Origin of the sequence: Mucilaginibacter gilvus (genome assembly GCF_004054195.1) — a bacterium.
GTDB classification, from domain to species: Bacteria; Bacteroidota; Bacteroidia; order Sphingobacteriales; family Sphingobacteriaceae; genus Mucilaginibacter; species Mucilaginibacter gilvus.
The window spans coordinates 369518-385591 of the sequence record NZ_SBIW01000001.1; the positions used below are offsets into that span (position 1 = coordinate 369518).

Genomic DNA, 16074 nt, shown 5'->3' on the forward strand with positions numbered 1-16074 from the left:
TCAAAAACTCCCCCTTCAGGGGGCTGGGGGGCTCGCGATTACATCCAAATGATACTCCTGTATCAGTGGCGGGTTCTCGGGCGTTAACGTGAAACTCACCCGGATATTGGCTTTCTCTCCTTTAATAATAAAATACCCGCGCAATTGATTCTCGGCGACTATCTCGCCGATGCTCAAGGTTTTACCGGCTTTGGTGAAGGCCTCATCGGCGGCAACTTTCAATTTCTCGGGGAAGTAATCTAAAAAGAAGTTATCGGCAAATATGCCACTGGTTTTGGCGGTGTTCCAATCGGCAATCACTTTTAGCAGGTCGGCTTTGCGCTTGTTGAGCGTGACCGATGGTGGTAGCGTGCGCGGTTTTATCCCCGAGAGCATCAGCAGGGTGTCCAGTGCGGCGTTGTTGATAGGTGCCGCGCGGGCATAAGTTACGTTACCGAAGGAGACGATACCTACGCCATAATCAGGCATTACATTCCACTGGCTACCGAAGCCGGGCAGGCCGCCGGTATGGCCCACGTAGATGCGGTTATCACAATCCTTCATCCAGCGCAGTCCGTAAGCATAAGCGGTTACATTGGGGCAAGGCCTGCCGGTTGGGGTTTTGGCGTTGGCGGTTAAATAATTCACATCCCATGGGTACTGCATCTCGCGCACCGAACTCCGTTTAACCGGGCCGGTTTCGGCATCGTTACGTGCCGGCCAGGCATCCAGGTGCAGGGCCATATATTTGCTAAAATCCTCAATGCTGGTGATTAGCCCGCCCATAGCACCGTACGCGCCATCGTGCAATAAAGGTTGTTCTACCCACTGCCCATCCAGCCAGCGGTAGCCATGGGCAAGTTTATCTTTGGGCACTTTGGTGTATTCCCAATAGGTATGCAACATACCCAGGGGCTTCAGTATATTATCGGTAATGTATTGCTCGTAAGTTTTGCCGCTTACTTTTTTAATGATATAGCCAAGTGTGGCGAACCCAAGGTTGCTATACTCATAACCCGTACCCGGATTCGTGGAAAACTGAACCCCTTTTTTATAGATTGCTATCAATTGCGCATCGCTTACGGCCAGTTGCCTGTCGCCCCAGGGATTATCTTCGGGGTAGCCGGCGGTATGAGTGAGCAGGTTGCGCACGGTAATGGGGGTGGCATCTTTGGTTAAATACTTAGTGCCCTTCATTTCGGGGATGTAGAGGTACGCGGGATCATCCAGCTTCAGTTTCCCTTCATCGCGAAGCTTTAATATAGCCATGGCGGTCAAACTCTTCGTCATACTGGCAATCCGGAACTCGGATTTAGAATCAACCGGGATCTTATTGGCGATATCGGTGTAACCAATGCCGCCGGTATGCACCAGCTTGCCGTCCACCACAATGCCATACGCTGTACCCGGCCAGTGGTTCTTTTCGGCGTAGTCTTTATACAGTTGGTCTATAACCGGGTAAGTGGCTTCTATCTTTTTCAGCCTGTCGGCATCGGTAAAGGCGGCGGGTTTGTATTGTGCGATGGCTAATGTTGGGAGGAATAAAAGGAGGCAGAGGGATTTGCGCATACGTTTGTCTGAATCAGAATTTACCGAATTTAAGAATTTTCAGAATGAAAACGAAAATAGGGGTAATTGTCTGAACTCGAATTAAACGAATTTATGGAACGGGCAGAAGCTAATTCTGGTAATTTAATTAATTCCTTAAAATTCGAGTTCAGACAAACAAAAAATCCCGGCCAAAGCCAGGATCTTCAATATTATTCAATTCCCCCTTCAGAGGGTTAGAGGGCTTTATGCTAATTTAGCCAGTTCTTCTGCCATGGCAGCGCCAATTTCGGCAGGAGACTCTACTACGCGGATACCACACTCGCGCATGATAGCCATTTTTGCAGCAGCAGTATCGTCGGCACCGCCAACAATTGCACCCGCGTGGCCCATACGGCGGCCCGGAGGCGCTGTTTGGCCAGCAATAAAGCCAACTACCGGCTTAGTCCCGTTTGCCTGGATCCAGCGGGCTGCTTCAGCTTCCATGCCGCCGCCTATCTCGCCTATCATTATGATACCGTGGGTATCAGGATCGTTCATTAACAATTCAACCGCTTCTTTGGTTGGGGTACCAATAATTGGGTCGCCACCAATACCAATAGCGGTAGTGATACCTAAACCGGCTTTAACCACCTGGTCAACCGCCTCGTAAGTAAGCGTGCCCGATTTTGAAACTACACCCACATTACCTTTTTTGAAGATAAATCCCGGCATAATGCCAATTTTGCTTTCGTCAGCCGTGATAACGCCCGGGCAGTTTGGCCCGATAAGGCGAGCATCTTTGTCAGACAAGTATTCTTTCACCTCTATCATATCCTTGGTAGGGATACCTTCGGTGATACAAACAATAACCTTAATGCCCGCTTCGGCAGCTTCCATAATAGCATCGGCACCAAAAGCCGGTGGTACAAAAATGATAGATACATCTGCTCCGGTTGCAACAACCGCGTCTTTCACGGTGTTAAAAACAGGTCTGTCTAAATGGGTTTGGCCACCTTTGCCGGGTGTAACACCACCTACCAACTGGGTACCATACTCAATCATCTGTTCCGCATGGTAAGTACCTTCTTTACCGGTAAAACCCTGCACTATTACTTTAGAATCTTTATTTACGAGAACGCTCATCGGCTTTTTTGATTTTTGTATGGCAAAGCTAAGTTTATTGCCATTAAAGTCAAATTAAATTTTAAGCCCCGCATATTTTTTACATGCGTGTGAAAGGCTGTCATTCCTGCCTTTTTTTCATTAAAGACAATAAACTAAAGAAACTTTGTAGCTATAAAGATGTGGATGGAGAATACAACGGAGAGCGCCTCATTAGTGCTTACCCGATGCTCAAAAGGCAATAGCAGGCATGGTTAACTAACAATTAACAATGCCCGGGGCGTATACAAGCAAAATTATTGTAACGGATCGGCCAGCTTAAAATAAGCTAAGCGCCTACCATTTGTTACTGACTGTTTGCGTACAGTAAAGGTAAATGGCTTGATGTGCAGGTTAAACAGCAACAAAATAAGCAACGGAAAAATAAAAATAATAAGCAAGCCCAAACATATCACTACATAAATAATGCGGGATAGCTGGGGACGAAAGCCGCTTTCATGGTTAGATGGTGTATTCATACTTGTAGGCTGGTATACTTAGGGTTACCTAACTGGTAACTAAATAACCATCAGTTAAATAAATTGTTTATGCTATGAAAATTTTTTCTCTGTTAAAGAATGTTAAACAATATTGCCGTTTGCATTAAGCACCTAATTTTATGCCTAATGAAATACCTGGCCCTTATCATATTATCGTTTTTACTTATACGTGCCAATGCGCAGATAGTTACCGGTAAATTGATTGACAAGGATACCCGGCTGCCGATGAGATATAGTTTTATCGCATCCAAGTCGGGCACCGCTTTCACCGATGCCAACGGCACATTTATGCTAAAGATATGTAATATTTTTGATACAATACGCATAAATACTATGGGTTATAAATCTTTTAAATTGGCGGCAGCCAACTGGGGCAATTTCACCCGCACCATCGAGCTGGAAGCTAAGTACATCCAACTGGGTGAAGTAACTATTAAGGCGAAGAAAAACTATCATAAAGACTCCGTTGCCCTGCGACAGGAGTACTCCAAACAGTTCAATTTCAGGGGGCCACGGTTCAACGAGATCGTACGGATGCCATCGGCATCCATGCCTTTCGCCGGTATCACTATTGATGTTGGCAACCTGTTTAGGGCTATCAACAAAAAAAACAGTCGCGATTACAAATTACAGCAGGTGTTGCTGCGCGATGAAAGGGAGAGCCACGTAAGCGCCCGTTTTACTAAAACGCTGGTAGCCGGCATCACCAAACTACAGGGCGATTCGCTGGAGAACTTTATCAGCAGCTACCGGCCAACGGCCGCGGAGCTGGATAAGCTGAGCGATTATGACCTGATACAATATGTCAAAAGCAAATTGGAGAGGTTTAGGCTGAGCAACGGGAAGAGGGAGGTGCTACCGCAGATGCTAAAGAAAGGGGAATCGCTGGAGTGAAGAAAGCGATGCTCATTTGATGACTTCATAAGAAAAAGACACTGGCCCTGATATGATTAATGCGACGCTATCATAAATTCAATCACGGTAATGATAATGACAAATAACCAGGTTATTAAAAAAAACGCACCTGCTTTTTTTAATTTTTGCTTGTTGTTGTTACTAATCCCTGGGAAAAAATTCGCTGCTGTTAAACCAAGTCCTGTGATTAAAATAATTGCCTTTAATATCGTTAGTGTCGTATACATCTTTTATTGAAACTATAGTGTCTTTTCCTTGCAATTCAAAAACTCCCCCTTCAGGGGGCTGGGGGGCTAAACTCCCCCTCACTCTTCGCCACTACAATAGTAGCTACCCCATTGCCTATTACATTGGTAATAGCGCGCGCTTCGGACATGAACCTATCTACCCCCAATAGTATCGCCACACCTTCTACCGGGATAACTTTTATGGCGGCCAGCGTAGAAGTAAGTACAATAAACCCGCTGCCGGTTACACCCGCCGCGCCCTTGGAGGTGATCATGAGGATGCCGATAATGGTAAGCTGCTGGGCGAGCGACAGGTCTATCTTAAAAACCTGCGCTAAAAATATGACCGACATGCTCAAATAAATGGTGGTACCATCCAGGTTAAAAGAATACCCTGCCGGGATAACCAGCCCTACTACCGATTTGCTGCAGCCAAATTTCTCCAGCTTTTCCATCATCCCCGGCAGGGCCGATTCTGATGAAGATGTGCCCAACACAATGAGGATCTCCTCTTTAATATGCTTGAGGTAAGCCCACAGACTAAACTTATATAGATATGCGATGAAATTGAGCACCACAAAAATAAACAGGAACATGGTAAGGTAAACCGATGCCATCAGCATCCCCAAAGGCTGCAGCGTTTTGATGCCATAGGTACTGATAGTGTACGCCATTCCGCCGAAAGCGCCCAGCGGCGCCACCCGCATTACTATCTTCATGATATTGAAGAACACCTTGGAAAGCTTTTCGAAAGTATGGATAACGGACTGCCCCGCCTCTCCCATCCTGCTCAACCCAAAACCGAATAAAATAGCGAAGAAGAGGATCTGCAGAATATCGCCTTTGGCAAAAGCGTCAAAAACATTGCCGGGTACTATATGTGCTAAAAAATCTATCCATTTCATTTCAGATGCGGCCTTTTCATAAGCGGCCAGTTTGGCGGCATCAACGGGGGCATGGGTATTAATAAAACCTGCGCCGGGTTTTATTAGGTTAGCCACAGCAACACCTATGATGAGCGCAAAGGTGGTAACCAGTTCGAAATAGAGTAGCGCCTTGCCGCCTACCCTGCCCACCTTTTTCATATCGCTCATGCCGGCAATGCCCAGCACTATGGTGAAAAAAATGATGGGGGCTATCAGCATGGTAATTAAACTAATAAAAGTTTTGCTGATCACCTGCGCCGTAGGCGCGAAGCCTTTAAAATATAAACCCACCACTACACCCAAAAATATAGCGAATAAAACCTGGAAGGTAAGGTTGCCGAGTATGCGTTTCATCAAAACAATAATACGTTTTTTTGGTGAATGGTGAGCGGGGAGTAGAAAGTGGTGAATTGTTAATAGGGAATGGAAAGTTGTAAATTGTGAATAGCGATTGAGAAGTATTGAATGTTGAGTAGCTGATAAAGTAAATTGGTTAGATGTGTAGCAAAAGTACCCGTGATGATTTGTTAAACCAACCACTCACTACTCACTACTCACTACTCACTACTCACTACTCACTACTCACTACCTATATTTTCCCCGTAAACCCGTTGTAGATCATTTGCCCGGCTAAAAAGGTAACCACAATGGCAAAGACCCATCGCAGCCAGCCACTGGATTTGGTATGTACCAATATTTTGGAGCCGGTTAGCGCGCCCAGCAGTACTCCGATCACCACCGGCATAGAGATGCCCGGTTCTATGTAGCCCCGCTGCAAATAAACAACCGCACTGGCTGCAGCGGTAACGCCTATCATAAAATTACTGGTGGTGGTTGATACCTTGAAGGGGATCTTCATGATGGTATCCATGGCTATCACCTTCAGCGCGCCCGAGCCGATGCCTAATAAACCCGAGATCACCCCGGCAAACAGCATCATAAAAAAGCCGCCGCCTACACGGGTAACACCGTATTGCACCATGTGCCCATTGCCATCCGGATAGCTGCCCTTAAGCTTGAGTTTCTCGGCCAGGTAACTGGGCTGCAGCACTATTTTCTCAGCCTTTTTACGTAGTGACATGATGGCCGAAAAAATAAGGATCACCCCAAAAAGTATAGCGATATAGTGTGTAGGAATATAGATGGCCAGCATGGCACCCGCCAGCGCCCCAAGCGTAGTAGCTATCTCTAAAAACATGCCTAGACGGATGTTGGTAATCCCCTCCTTTACATAAGCCGCCGCCGAACCACTTGATGTAGCAATAACCGAAACCAGCGAAGCGCCAATAGCGTAATGGATATCAACACCCAGCAAAAGGGTGAGCAAGGGAATAATAACCACACCACCGCCAAGGCCCGTAAGCGAGCCTAAAAGGCCCGCAATGTAGGCGCCAGCAAGTATGATCAGTGTAAATAAGATTACCGACATAGGCCAAATAATGGTTTACACTGTAAAAATAATATAAGTTTTTACATTGAATAAAAGAAGTAACCCTACCTGTTTACTGAACTTTTTATGCATTAACCGGCTTAAATAACCTAAGCCACTCTTTTACAATTAATTGTTAAAATTACATGCTGATTTTTCCGCTGCAATAAATTGCCCAGCAGGTGCCCGTTAAACAAATCGAAAGTTGCGGTTTAGCGTGACGGGCGCAACATCGTATTAGTTGCGGTATTTGATTTGGGTGCAAAGAAGCGATCAGCCGTAATAATTATTTGGCTTCCTGTTATAATGTTCCGGTTCATTACTTAAGCATGAACTTAAAACCCATTAATCTGTAATATCTTTGAGGCCCATGGCATACAAAAGTTTACAGGACTGCATCACCGATCTGGAAAAGAACAATCACCTTATCCGTATAAAAGAAGAGGTTGACCCCTACCTGCAAATGGCAGCTACTCACTTGCGCGTTTTTGAGAACGAGGGGCCGGCCATCCTGTTCGAGAACGTAAAGGGCAGCAAATTCCCGGCGGTATCAAACCTGTTCGGCACGCTGGACAGGTCGAGATTTATTTTTAGGGATACGCTGGATAAGATCAAAACCCTGGTGGATATAAAAAACGATCCCATAAAGGCCATCAAACATCCCTTTAAATACGCCAATACGGCACTTACCGCGCTATCTGCCTTGCCCATGAAGGTTGGGAAGGGTGCGCCCATCAGCTTCGGCAAAACAAGCATTGGCGAATTGCCACAAATTGTAAACTGGCCAAAAGATGGCGGCCCGTTTGTGACCATGCCGCAGGTATACACCGAGGATATTGACCTGCCCGGCATCATGAATGCCAACCTGGGCATGTACCGCATTCAGCTTGGCGGCAACGATTATTTACAAGACAAAGAAATAGGGCTGCACTACCAGTTGCACCGCGGTATAGGCGTACACCAAACCAAGGCAAATGCCAAAGGGCAGCCTTTAAAGGTGAGCATATTTGTAGGTGGCCCGCCATCGCACCCTGTGGCTGCGGTGATGCCATTACCCGAAGGCTTATCAGAGATGACCTTCGCGGGAGCTTTGGGTAACCGTCGTTTCCGTTATTTTTATGACGCGGAGGGGTTCTGTATTTCTGCCGATGCCGATTTTGTGATAACCGGCACCGTTATGCCAATGGAAAATAAACCCGAAGGGCCCTTTGGCGATCACCTGGGTTACTATAGCCTTGCCCACCCTTTCCCGCTGTTAAAAGTGCATAATGTTTACCACCGCAAGGATGCGGTTTGGTCGTTCACTGTAGTGGGCCGTCCGCCACAAGAAGATACCAGCTTTGGAGCGCTCATACACGAAATAACAGGCAGCGCCATCCCGAAGGAGATCCCTGGCCTGCACACCGTAAACGCGGTTGATGCTGCCGGTGTTCATCCCCTCCTATTCGCCATTGGCAGCGAACGTTACACGCCATACGTAAAAGAACGCCATCCGCAGGAGATCATCACTATTGCCAATCATATTTTGGGCAAAGGGCAGCTGAGCCTGGCCAAATACTTGTTTATTGCTGCAAAAGAGGACGACCCGAACTTGAACGTAAACGACATAGGCGGTTTCCTGAAACACATCCTCCAACGCATCGACCTTACCCGCGATCTGCACTTTCAAACCAAAACCTCTATAGATACGCTGGATTACAGCGGCGAAGGCCTCAACAGCGGCAGCAAGGTAGCCATTACGGTTGCCGGTGATATTAAGCGCGAGCTTTGGGGCGAGATGCCATCCACTTTCAGTCTGCCACGCCCGTTTGTGAATCATAAAATGGTGATGCCGGGTATATTAGCGGTAGAGGTACCCAAAAACATCCGTACCAGCGATATGCCTTTAATGCTGGAGATGTTACAAGAACATCTCGGCGAAACCGACCTGAGCGGCCTTCCGCTGATGGTACTATGCGATGATGCCGCATTCACTGCCCAAAACATCAACAATTTTGTATGGGTGACCTTTACCCGCAGCAACCCCTCTCACGATATTTATGGAATCAACAGCTTTACCGAGCATAAACATTGGGGCTGCCATGGCCCGCTGATGATAGATGCCCGCATAAAACCGCACCATGCCCCTGTTTTGGAACGCGACCCTGCAGTTGAAAAACTGGTGGATGCAATGGGAGTTAAGGGCGGTGCCCTGCACGGAATAATTTAACGATATATAATTGCCCTATGAAAGTTTTTGAACTTAGGCCTGCAAAATTAGAGAATGAGCTGGTTGAACTACAGCCGTTGCAGGCTGCTGATTTTGACAGGTTATTTGAAGTGGCCGCAGACCCGCTGATATGGGAACTACACCCGGCCAAAGACAGGTACAAAAGAGAAGTTTTCCAGCTTTATTTTGATGATGCTGTAGCTTCAAACACTTCGTTTTTAGTGATAGATAAAGCAAGCGGCGCGCTTATTGGCTGTACCCGGCTATACGCCCTGAAGCCAGATGAGTCGAGCGTGGCTATCGGGTACACCTTCCTGGCCCGCAAATACTGGGGCGGGGCTTACAACCGGTCGATGAAAAGCTTACTGATAGACCATGTTTTTAAGGCAGTTGATAACGTGATGTTCCATATTGCAGCCACCAATATCCGGTCGCAAAAGGCTACTGAAAAAATTGGGGCAAGCAAAGTAGGCGAGATAAACTTCGACCATTATGGCACAAAGCTGCTTCATTACGAATACCGGTTAACAAAGGCGGAATATTATAAGCAGGTTTAAACAAGGTTGTCATGCTGAGCGATAGCGAAGCATCTACTCGCCGCCAAGCATAACCGCTGTGTATGTTTGTTATCAGATCCTTCACTATCGCTCAGGACAAAATTGGACGAGCTCTTCTTTGGGCTTCATCTGCATATCTGAAATTTGCACATCTGCACATCTACTCCCTCATCTGAAATTTGCACATCTGCACATCCGTTATTTTCCTATCTTAGCATCCTTTTATTAAAGCTATGAACAGATTTTACGGGACAGGGGTGGCAATGGTAACTCCTTTTCAGGCCGACGGGCAGGTAGATTACCCTGCACTCGAGAGGCTTATCGACCACCTTATTGAGGGTGGTGTTGAATATTTAGTATCGTTAGGTACAACCGGCGAGAGCGCTACTTTGAGTAAGGACGAGAAGAAGCAGGTTTTTGCCTTTACCGCCAAAACCGTAAGTAAACGCGTGGCCCTTGTTGCGGGCATAGCAGGTAACAACACTTTAGAGGTTGTTGCCGAAATTAAAGCATTTGATACTACCGGTTACGATGCCATCTTATCGGCCAGTCCGCATTATAATAAACCAACCCAGGAGGGAATTTATCAGCATTATAAGGCCATAGCGGAGGCATCGCCCCTGCCGCTTATTTTATATAACGTGCCCAGTCGTACAGGCAGCACTGTTGCAGCCGAAACTACCGTTAGGCTTGCGAATGATTTTGCGAACATCATCGGGATCAAAGAGGCGTCGGGCAATTTCGACCTGATGAACCAACTGATGCGCGATAAGCCGGCGAATTTCCTGCTGATCTCGGGGGATGATCCTATTACCCTGCCTATGATAGCCATGGGTGCTGTTGGTGTAATATCGGTTACCGGCAATGCGCTACCAAAACAAGTATCGGATACAGTAAGACTATGCCTGCAAGGCGATTTTAAAGCCGCGCAAGCCGGCCACTATGGTTTAATTGAATTTACCAGGCTCATGTTTAGCGAAGGCAGCCCGGCCGGTGTAAAATCGGCCCTGAAAACGCTTGGCGTTTGCGGCGATACTTTGCGCCTGCCGCTGGTGCCGGTGAGCAACGCGACTGTTGAGAAGATTAGAGAACAAATGGAGTTGATTGGATAAAAAGGTCATTTTTTTAGCCACCACGTAAAATGACGAAGTCCCACAAACCATCCTTTTACTGTTCACGACCTGCAGGTGAACACCGTGAACATTTGCACACCGCTCATAATGAGCAGTTTGAAAATTCCGCGTTGGTGTCAATATAGCGCCACCAACTTTGTTAAACAAAAAACCCGGCGTAATTACACCGGGTTTTTTAATGAAGTAAACAATTTTTTCCCGGGGGAGATTACTCTTTGTTTTTAGCTTCCTGAACCTCCAAACGAATAGCCTGGGCTAAGTTCTTAAGGTCCTGCATACCTTTACGAACACGAGTGCCTGCCGCGCTGTTACCCTTGTTATAAAATTTGTCGGCATCAGCTTCGAGGGATGCAACCAGCTCTTTTACTTCAGTAAATTTTTTCATTGTGAACTTCTTTTAAATTTTGAGGTTTATTGTTTTAATTAAAGCTAATCTAAAAGGATTTTTTTTAAATAAAAACTTTTAAAGTATAAAAATAGTGCCTTAAAAGTGGTTTTTTTCCACAATTTTATCGCGCAACGATTGCAAAATAAGATAAAGATCACATCAAAAAAAAGCCGACCCTTGGTTATTAGTTAAAAAATCCGGCCTGCAATTAACCAAAAAATAATTAAATTACCCAACACCATATTCTTCTAAGCGCGCTGGCGAACCCCATCTAAATTATATAAAACAAGAGGCCCCGCAATAATGCGGGGCCGCTTAAATATACAGGGCTATATAGGGCCTTATACTTACGCTATAGCCATTTTATTCTCTTTGTAATAACCTGCCTTCAATTTCCCGGCAACTTCGCTGAAGGCATCCAGCGTACGTCCTACATCGGCCAGGGTGTGCATGGCGGTAGGGATCAAACGTAATTCAATCAAACCTTTAGGGATAACCGGGTAAACTACGATGGAACAGAAAATGCTGTAATTCTCGCGCAGATCCATAGTAAGGCTGGTGGCTTCGTTCAGTTCGCCTTTCAGGAAAACCGGGGTTACCATGGTATCGGTGATGCCGATATCAAATCCATGCTCCACCAACCCATTCTGCAGTGCCCGGGCTATTACCCACAGCTGCTCGCGCAGTTCGGGGTTTGATTTCAGCAATTCAAAACGTTTTTTTAGGCCCAGCACCATTGGCATAGGCAATGCCTTTGCAAAAGTTTGCGAGCGCATATTATAGCGCAGGTAGTTGATGATCTCGTTATCAGACGCTACAAAAGCGCCAATGCCTGCCATTGATTTGGCGAAGGTGCCAAAGTATACATCCACACCTTCAATACAATCCTGCTCCTCGTGCGTGCCGGCACCGGTTGGGCCCATGGTACCAAAACCATGCGCGTCATCAATTAGCAAACGGAAGTTATATTTTTCTTTAAGCGCAATAATCTCTTTAAGTTTACCCTGCGCACCCGACATGCCGAAAACACCTTCGGTGATCAGCAGGATACCGCCACCGGTTTGCTCGGTAAGCTTTGTGGCGCGTTCCAGCTGTTTTTCGCAGCTTTCGATATCATTATGCTGGTATACAAAACGCTTGCCCATGTGCAGGCGAACGCCGTCTACAATACAGGCGTGAGATTCGGCATCGTAAACAACAACGTCGTTACGGTCTACCAATGCATCTATTATCGATACCATGCCCTGGTAGCCATAGTTCAGTAAAAAAGCTGCATCCTTGCCCACAAACTCAGCAAGGTTATTTTCCAGCTCTTCGTGGTGTTTGGTGTTACCGCTCATCATACGGGCACCCATTGGGTAGGCCATGCCGTAATCAGCAGCGGCCTGCGCATCAGCCTGGCGAACTTCGGGATGGTTAGCTAAACCAAGATAATTATTAAGGCTCCAAACCAGGTGTTCTTTGCCATTGAACATCATGTGCGGATGTATCTCCCCCTCCAGGCGCGGGAACGAAAAATACCCGTGCGACCATTTCTGATGCTGCCCTATAGGGCCGCCCATGTTTTTATTTATTTTATCAAACAGATCCAAATTGCAAATCCTTTAATGGTAATTATATTTTATTGCAAATATACCCATAAAACGCCCCCTATCAAACGTTATTACTTTTTATGATAGTTTATAACGAAGGGGTTCATGGGTGATGGTTCATTGCTCATAGCGAAGAATTATGGTGGATTATTGGGAAAGGCTGGAAAAGAAAAAAGGCCCGAATATCGAGCCTCTTTCCTTACTATGAACTATGATCCATGAACCAAAGACTAATCTACGTTATCGTGCAGGAAAGAATTGTTGTTCTTTATTTCTGTTTTGCCGTCGCTATCGGTCATTAACGAGAAGCGAGAGATCTGGCTTTCGTCAGACTGCGGGGTTTGCTGCAGCGCTACTTCCTTACGTTTGTAAGCGGGTACGTTCTCCATCTCCTGGATGTTGCCGTTACGCAGTTTCATGCTCAGGTCCTTTAAGCGCATGATGCGCTCGCGCGATTTACGCAGCTGCTCTTCTATCGATTCGTCAGTTTTGTTTTCGTCGGCGTTTGCAATAGGTTCAGGCTCTGGCTCTGGTTTCCTTTCTTCCATAACAGGCGGCGGGGTAAAATCCATCACCGTTTCGGTTATTTTAAAGGTAAAGCCCGAATCATCCTGTGGCTCATCGGCAATTTCTTCCGGCTCTTCTTCGGTTAGGTTAAAACGTACAACTTCGCGCTGCTCGGCTTTATCCTGCTCTTCTGCTTTCGCAAACAGATCGAACAAGCCGGTTTGCTTAGGTGCGTCCTTCATTTTCATGAAAGGCTGGCTTGCCATTTCCGCGTCAGGTTTTACTGCGTTGATAAACTCGTTTACCGGTTTTACCATTGGCGCAGGCTCGGGCATAAGCATGCTCACTACCTTTTTGTTGCTATGCTCTTTTTCGCGTTCGTCTTTAGTTTGGAAACCGGTTGCAATAATGGTAACCGATAAAGCTTCGCCCAAGTTATCATCCTTACAATTACCCCATATCAGGTCGGCAGCCAAACCGGCTTCTTCCTGTATGTAATCGGTAATTATGGTCACTTCATCCATGGTCACTTCGTTTTCGCCCGAAGTAATATTTAACAGGATGTAGCGTGCGCCTTCAATTTCGTTATCCTTTAACAACGGAGACGCCAAAGCACCTTCAACCGCTTTTAATGCGCGGTTCTCGCCATCGGCAGTACAGCTCCCCATTATGGATACGCCACTGTCTTTCATAACGGTACGCACATCCTTAAAATCCACGTTGATATAACCCGGCAGCGTGATGATCTCGGCAATGCCTTTTGCGGCAGTTGTTAAAATATCATCGGCCTGGCCAAATGCCGAACTCATGGTTAAGTTACCAAAGATCTGGCGCAGCCTGTCGTTAGAGATCACCAGGAACGAATCCACATATTTCTTCAGTTCTTCCATACCCTCTTCGGCCTGCATACGGCGGCGTTTGCCTTCGAATGAGAACGGCGTGGTGATGATACCTACTGTTAAAATATCCAGTTCGCGCGCGGCTTTGGCAATAATAGGGCTTGCGCCCGTACCAGTACCACCGCCCATACCTGCTGTAATAAACAGCATTTTGGTATTAGAGCCGAGCATCTGTTTAATGTCGTCGATATTCTCGATTGCCGAGTTTTTGCCTACTTCGGGTATTGAGCCCGCGCCCATACCTTCGGTTAAGCTTGCGCCCAATTGTACCTTATTGGGGATGGGGCTAAGCTCCAATGCCTGCGCATCGGTGTTACATATAATGAAGTCGACACCCTTGATACCTTGCCTGTACATGTGGTTAACAGCGTTGCCGCCACCACCGCCAACACCAATTACCTTGATGATCGCCGATTTTTCCTTTAACATCTCAAACTGCATAATCCTTGTTTTTCAGTTGTTTGTGGATTGATGATTAGATAGAATTCCTTAATGTAATGATAGGGGTTTTTCCACAGGGTTTTTCCACAAATGTGTACAATGTGGAAAAGTTAGTTAATGTGAATAAAAATTAACTCGCCCTTTTCAAACAATCCTATTTCAAAAAGTCCTCATCCTTTATATCATCCTTAATAAATTTCTTACCCGATTCTAATATTTTGCCCAACAGACCAAATTTGCGGTCGTCGGTATACTTCGCTTTTTCTATTTTGGCAGCTGCAGGTGCTACCTGTGTAATGCTGTTGTATTCCATCTTCTGGATCCCTTTTATCAGCAGGCCTATGCCTGTTGCAAAGGTTGGGCTTTGCAGTTCCTCATATATATTCTTCGGCAGGCTTTCGTTCTTGGCCAGGTGTTCGTTAGGGTAACCTATGCGGCAATCTAACCCGGTTACAAACTCTATCAGCTGGGTTAAGTGCTTTAACTGAGCACCACCGCCTGTTACTACTATACCACCAATCAGTTTCTTTTCGTAGCCGGATGATTTTATTTCATAGTAAACATGCTCTATGATCTCTTCCATACGGGCCTGTATCACAAAGGCCAGGTTTTTAACCGAGATCTCCTTTGGTTCGCGGCCGCGTAAACCCGGCACACAAACTATTTCGTTCTCTTTATTCTCCTCTGCCAGTGCCGAACCAAACCTTACTTTTAGTTGCTCCGCGATGTTGCGCATAACCGAGCAGCCTTCGCGGATGTCTTCGGTAACGCTGTTACCCCCAAAAGGAATAACCGCAGTATGGCGAATGATGCCTTCGTGGAAGATAGCCACATCGGTAGTACCACCACCAATATCAACCAATACAATACCAGCCTCTTTTTCCTCGTCGCTCAAAACCGATTCCGAAGATGCCAATGGTTCCAGGATCAGTTCCTGGCTTTCCAGCTGTGCCTTGGTAACACACTTTACAATATTTTTGATAGCCGTAACCTGGCCGGAGATGATGTGGAAGTTTGCTTCCAAACGCACGCCTGCCATGCCAATCGGGTCTTTAATACCCGGCTCGCTGTCTACCGTAAATTCCTGCGGCAACACGTGGATGATCTCCTCGCCCGGGGGCATCACCAGGTTGTACATATCCTCAACCAGTTTATCTATATCCTTACGGCCAATTTCTGTGTTCAGATCCTTACGGGTTATCAGCCCGCGGTGTTGTAAGCTTTTTATATGCTGCCCCGCAATACCCACGTTCACTATCCTTATCTCCACGTTTGATTGCGCGCCGGCCACATCTACTGCCTGGGTAATACCCTGCACCGTTTTATCGATGTTGGATACCACGCCGCGCGTAACCCCCGCCGATTCGGCTTTGCCTATACCCAGCACTTCAATTTTGCCGTTTTTACTGCGGCGACCAACAATAGCACAAATTTTAGTAGTGCCAATATCCAGCCCCACTACAATTGGCGAACTTTTTTCTTGCGTTGAACTTTTGTCCATATTGTTATTTTTTAATAGATGTCTTTTTATCGGTTTTCTTCTCTGCGGCTTTCTTTACCACCGGTTTGCTTGTTGCCGGTTTCTTGTCTGCCTTTTTTTTGTTCTCTGCCGGCTTATCCGCTTTTGTTGTGGCGGGCTTATGTGCCGGCTTTTTACTTGCCACGTAACTGGCAATTACGT

14 protein-coding genes are annotated in these 16074 nt (G+C 46.4%); 4 read left to right on the forward strand and 10 right to left on the reverse strand.

The window, feature by feature from the left end; translation table 11 throughout:
• Window positions 1–15: 15 nt before the first annotated feature.
• From EPL05_RS01705 to EPL05_RS01715, 3 genes are all read right to left on the reverse strand, one after another.
• Window positions 16–1548 (reverse strand): serine hydrolase domain-containing protein, encoded by a 1533-nt coding sequence (locus tag EPL05_RS01705; protein ID WP_128531778.1) that lies wholly within the window; start codon window positions 1546–1548, stop codon window positions 16–18.
• A 225-nt stretch (window positions 1549–1773) separates the two neighbouring features.
• Window positions 1774–2652, reverse strand: coding sequence for a succinate--CoA ligase subunit alpha (gene sucD, locus EPL05_RS01710; RefSeq protein WP_128531779.1), 879 nt, complete (start codon window positions 2650–2652; stop codon window positions 1774–1776).
• 275 nt (window positions 2653–2927) lie between these two features.
• On the reverse strand, window positions 2928–3149 hold the full coding sequence (locus EPL05_RS01715; RefSeq protein ID WP_128531780.1) for a hypothetical protein: 222 nt from the start codon (window positions 3147–3149) through the stop codon (window positions 2928–2930).
• 147 nt (window positions 3150–3296) lie between these two features.
• Here EPL05_RS01715 and EPL05_RS01720 point away from each other — a divergent pair, with 147 nt between their 5' ends.
• Window positions 3297–4064: a peptidase associated/transthyretin-like domain-containing protein gene (locus EPL05_RS01720; protein WP_128531781.1), complete on the forward strand. Its 768-nt coding sequence runs from the start codon at window positions 3297–3299 to the stop codon at window positions 4062–4064.
• Window positions 4065–4362: 298 nt separating this feature from the next.
• Here EPL05_RS01720 and dctA read toward each other — a convergent pair whose 3' ends face one another.
• Both dctA and EPL05_RS01730 read right to left on the reverse strand, forming a co-directional pair.
• Window positions 4363–5592 (reverse strand): C4-dicarboxylate transporter DctA, encoded by a 1230-nt coding sequence (gene dctA, locus EPL05_RS01725; RefSeq protein ID WP_128531782.1) that lies wholly within the window; start codon window positions 5590–5592, stop codon window positions 4363–4365.
• Window positions 5593–5827: 235 nt separating this feature from the next.
• Window positions 5828–6667: a sulfite exporter TauE/SafE family protein gene (locus tag EPL05_RS01730; protein ID WP_128531783.1), complete on the reverse strand. Its 840-nt coding sequence runs from the start codon at window positions 6665–6667 to the stop codon at window positions 5828–5830.
• A 370-nt stretch (window positions 6668–7037) separates the two neighbouring features.
• Between EPL05_RS01730 and EPL05_RS01735 the strand changes: the two genes are divergently transcribed.
• The 3 genes from EPL05_RS01735 (at window position 7038) to dapA (ending at window position 10545) form a co-directional block, all read left to right on the forward strand.
• Window positions 7038–8876 (forward strand): UbiD family decarboxylase, encoded by a 1839-nt coding sequence (locus tag EPL05_RS01735; protein ID WP_128531784.1) that lies wholly within the window; start codon window positions 7038–7040, stop codon window positions 8874–8876.
• A 17-nt stretch (window positions 8877–8893) separates the two neighbouring features.
• The gene (locus EPL05_RS01740; protein WP_128531785.1) at window positions 8894–9433 is read left to right on the forward strand and encodes a GNAT family N-acetyltransferase; all 540 of its coding nucleotides are present in this window, start codon (window positions 8894–8896) and stop codon (window positions 9431–9433) included.
• Window positions 9434–9666: 233 nt separating this feature from the next.
• Window positions 9667–10545, forward strand: coding sequence for a 4-hydroxy-tetrahydrodipicolinate synthase (gene dapA / locus EPL05_RS01745; RefSeq protein ID WP_128531786.1), 879 nt, complete (start codon window positions 9667–9669; stop codon window positions 10543–10545).
• Window positions 10546–10774: 229 nt separating this feature from the next.
• Here dapA and EPL05_RS01750 read toward each other — a convergent pair whose 3' ends face one another.
• From EPL05_RS01750 to EPL05_RS23855, 5 genes are all read right to left on the reverse strand, one after another.
• Complete coding sequence (locus tag EPL05_RS01750) at window positions 10775–10951, reverse strand: histone H1 (protein ID WP_128531787.1); 177 nt, start codon at window positions 10949–10951, stop codon at window positions 10775–10777.
• Window positions 10952–11301: 350 nt separating this feature from the next.
• A complete protein-coding gene (locus EPL05_RS01755) occupies window positions 11302–12546 on the reverse strand; it encodes an aminotransferase class I/II-fold pyridoxal phosphate-dependent enzyme (RefSeq protein ID WP_128531788.1) in 1245 nt (414 codons plus the stop codon).
• 230 nt (window positions 12547–12776) lie between these two features.
• Entirely contained in the window at window positions 12777–14393 is a 1617-nt protein-coding gene (ftsZ, locus tag EPL05_RS01760) for a cell division protein FtsZ (protein ID WP_128531789.1), read from the reverse strand.
• A gap of 154 nt (window positions 14394–14547) precedes the next feature.
• Entirely contained in the window at window positions 14548–15894 is a 1347-nt protein-coding gene (gene ftsA, locus EPL05_RS01765; protein WP_128531790.1) for a cell division protein FtsA, read from the reverse strand.
• A gap of 4 nt (window positions 15895–15898) precedes the next feature.
• Complete coding sequence (locus EPL05_RS23855) at window positions 15899–16057, reverse strand: hypothetical protein (protein WP_166727606.1); 159 nt, start codon at window positions 16055–16057, stop codon at window positions 15899–15901.
• Window positions 16058–16074 lie beyond the last annotated feature (17 nt).

Coding starts and splice junctions, on each gene's coding strand:
- EPL05_RS01730 (WP_128531783.1), bottom strand. CDS start 6,667: ATGTCGGTAATCTTATTTACACTGATCATACTTGCTGGCGCCTACATT.
- sucD (WP_128531779.1), bottom strand. CDS start 2,652: ATGAGCGTTCTCGTAAATAAAGATTCTAAAGTAATAGTGCAGGGTTTT.
- EPL05_RS01735 (WP_128531784.1), top strand. CDS start 7,038: ATGGCATACAAAAGTTTACAGGACTGCATCACCGATCTGGAAAAGAAC.
- dapA (WP_128531786.1), top strand. CDS start 9,667: ATGAACAGATTTTACGGGACAGGGGTGGCAATGGTAACTCCTTTTCAG.
- EPL05_RS01715 (WP_128531780.1), bottom strand. CDS start 3,149: ATGAATACACCATCTAACCATGAAAGCGGCTTTCGTCCCCAGCTATCC.
- EPL05_RS01750 (WP_128531787.1), bottom strand. CDS start 10,951: ATGAAAAAATTTACTGAAGTAAAAGAGCTGGTTGCATCCCTCGAAGCT.
- EPL05_RS01705 (WP_128531778.1), bottom strand. CDS start 1,548: ATGCGCAAATCCCTCTGCCTCCTTTTATTCCTCCCAACATTAGCCATC.
- ftsZ (WP_128531789.1), bottom strand. CDS start 14,393: ATGCAGTTTGAGATGTTAAAGGAAAAATCGGCGATCATCAAGGTAATT.
- dctA (WP_128531782.1), bottom strand. CDS start 5,592: ATGAAACGCATACTCGGCAACCTTACCTTCCAGGTTTTATTCGCTATA.
- EPL05_RS01740 (WP_128531785.1), top strand. CDS start 8,894: ATGAAAGTTTTTGAACTTAGGCCTGCAAAATTAGAGAATGAGCTGGTT.
- EPL05_RS01720 (WP_128531781.1), top strand. CDS start 3,297: ATGAAATACCTGGCCCTTATCATATTATCGTTTTTACTTATACGTGCC.
- ftsA (WP_128531790.1), bottom strand. CDS start 15,894: ATGGACAAAAGTTCAACGCAAGAAAAAAGTTCGCCAATTGTAGTGGGG.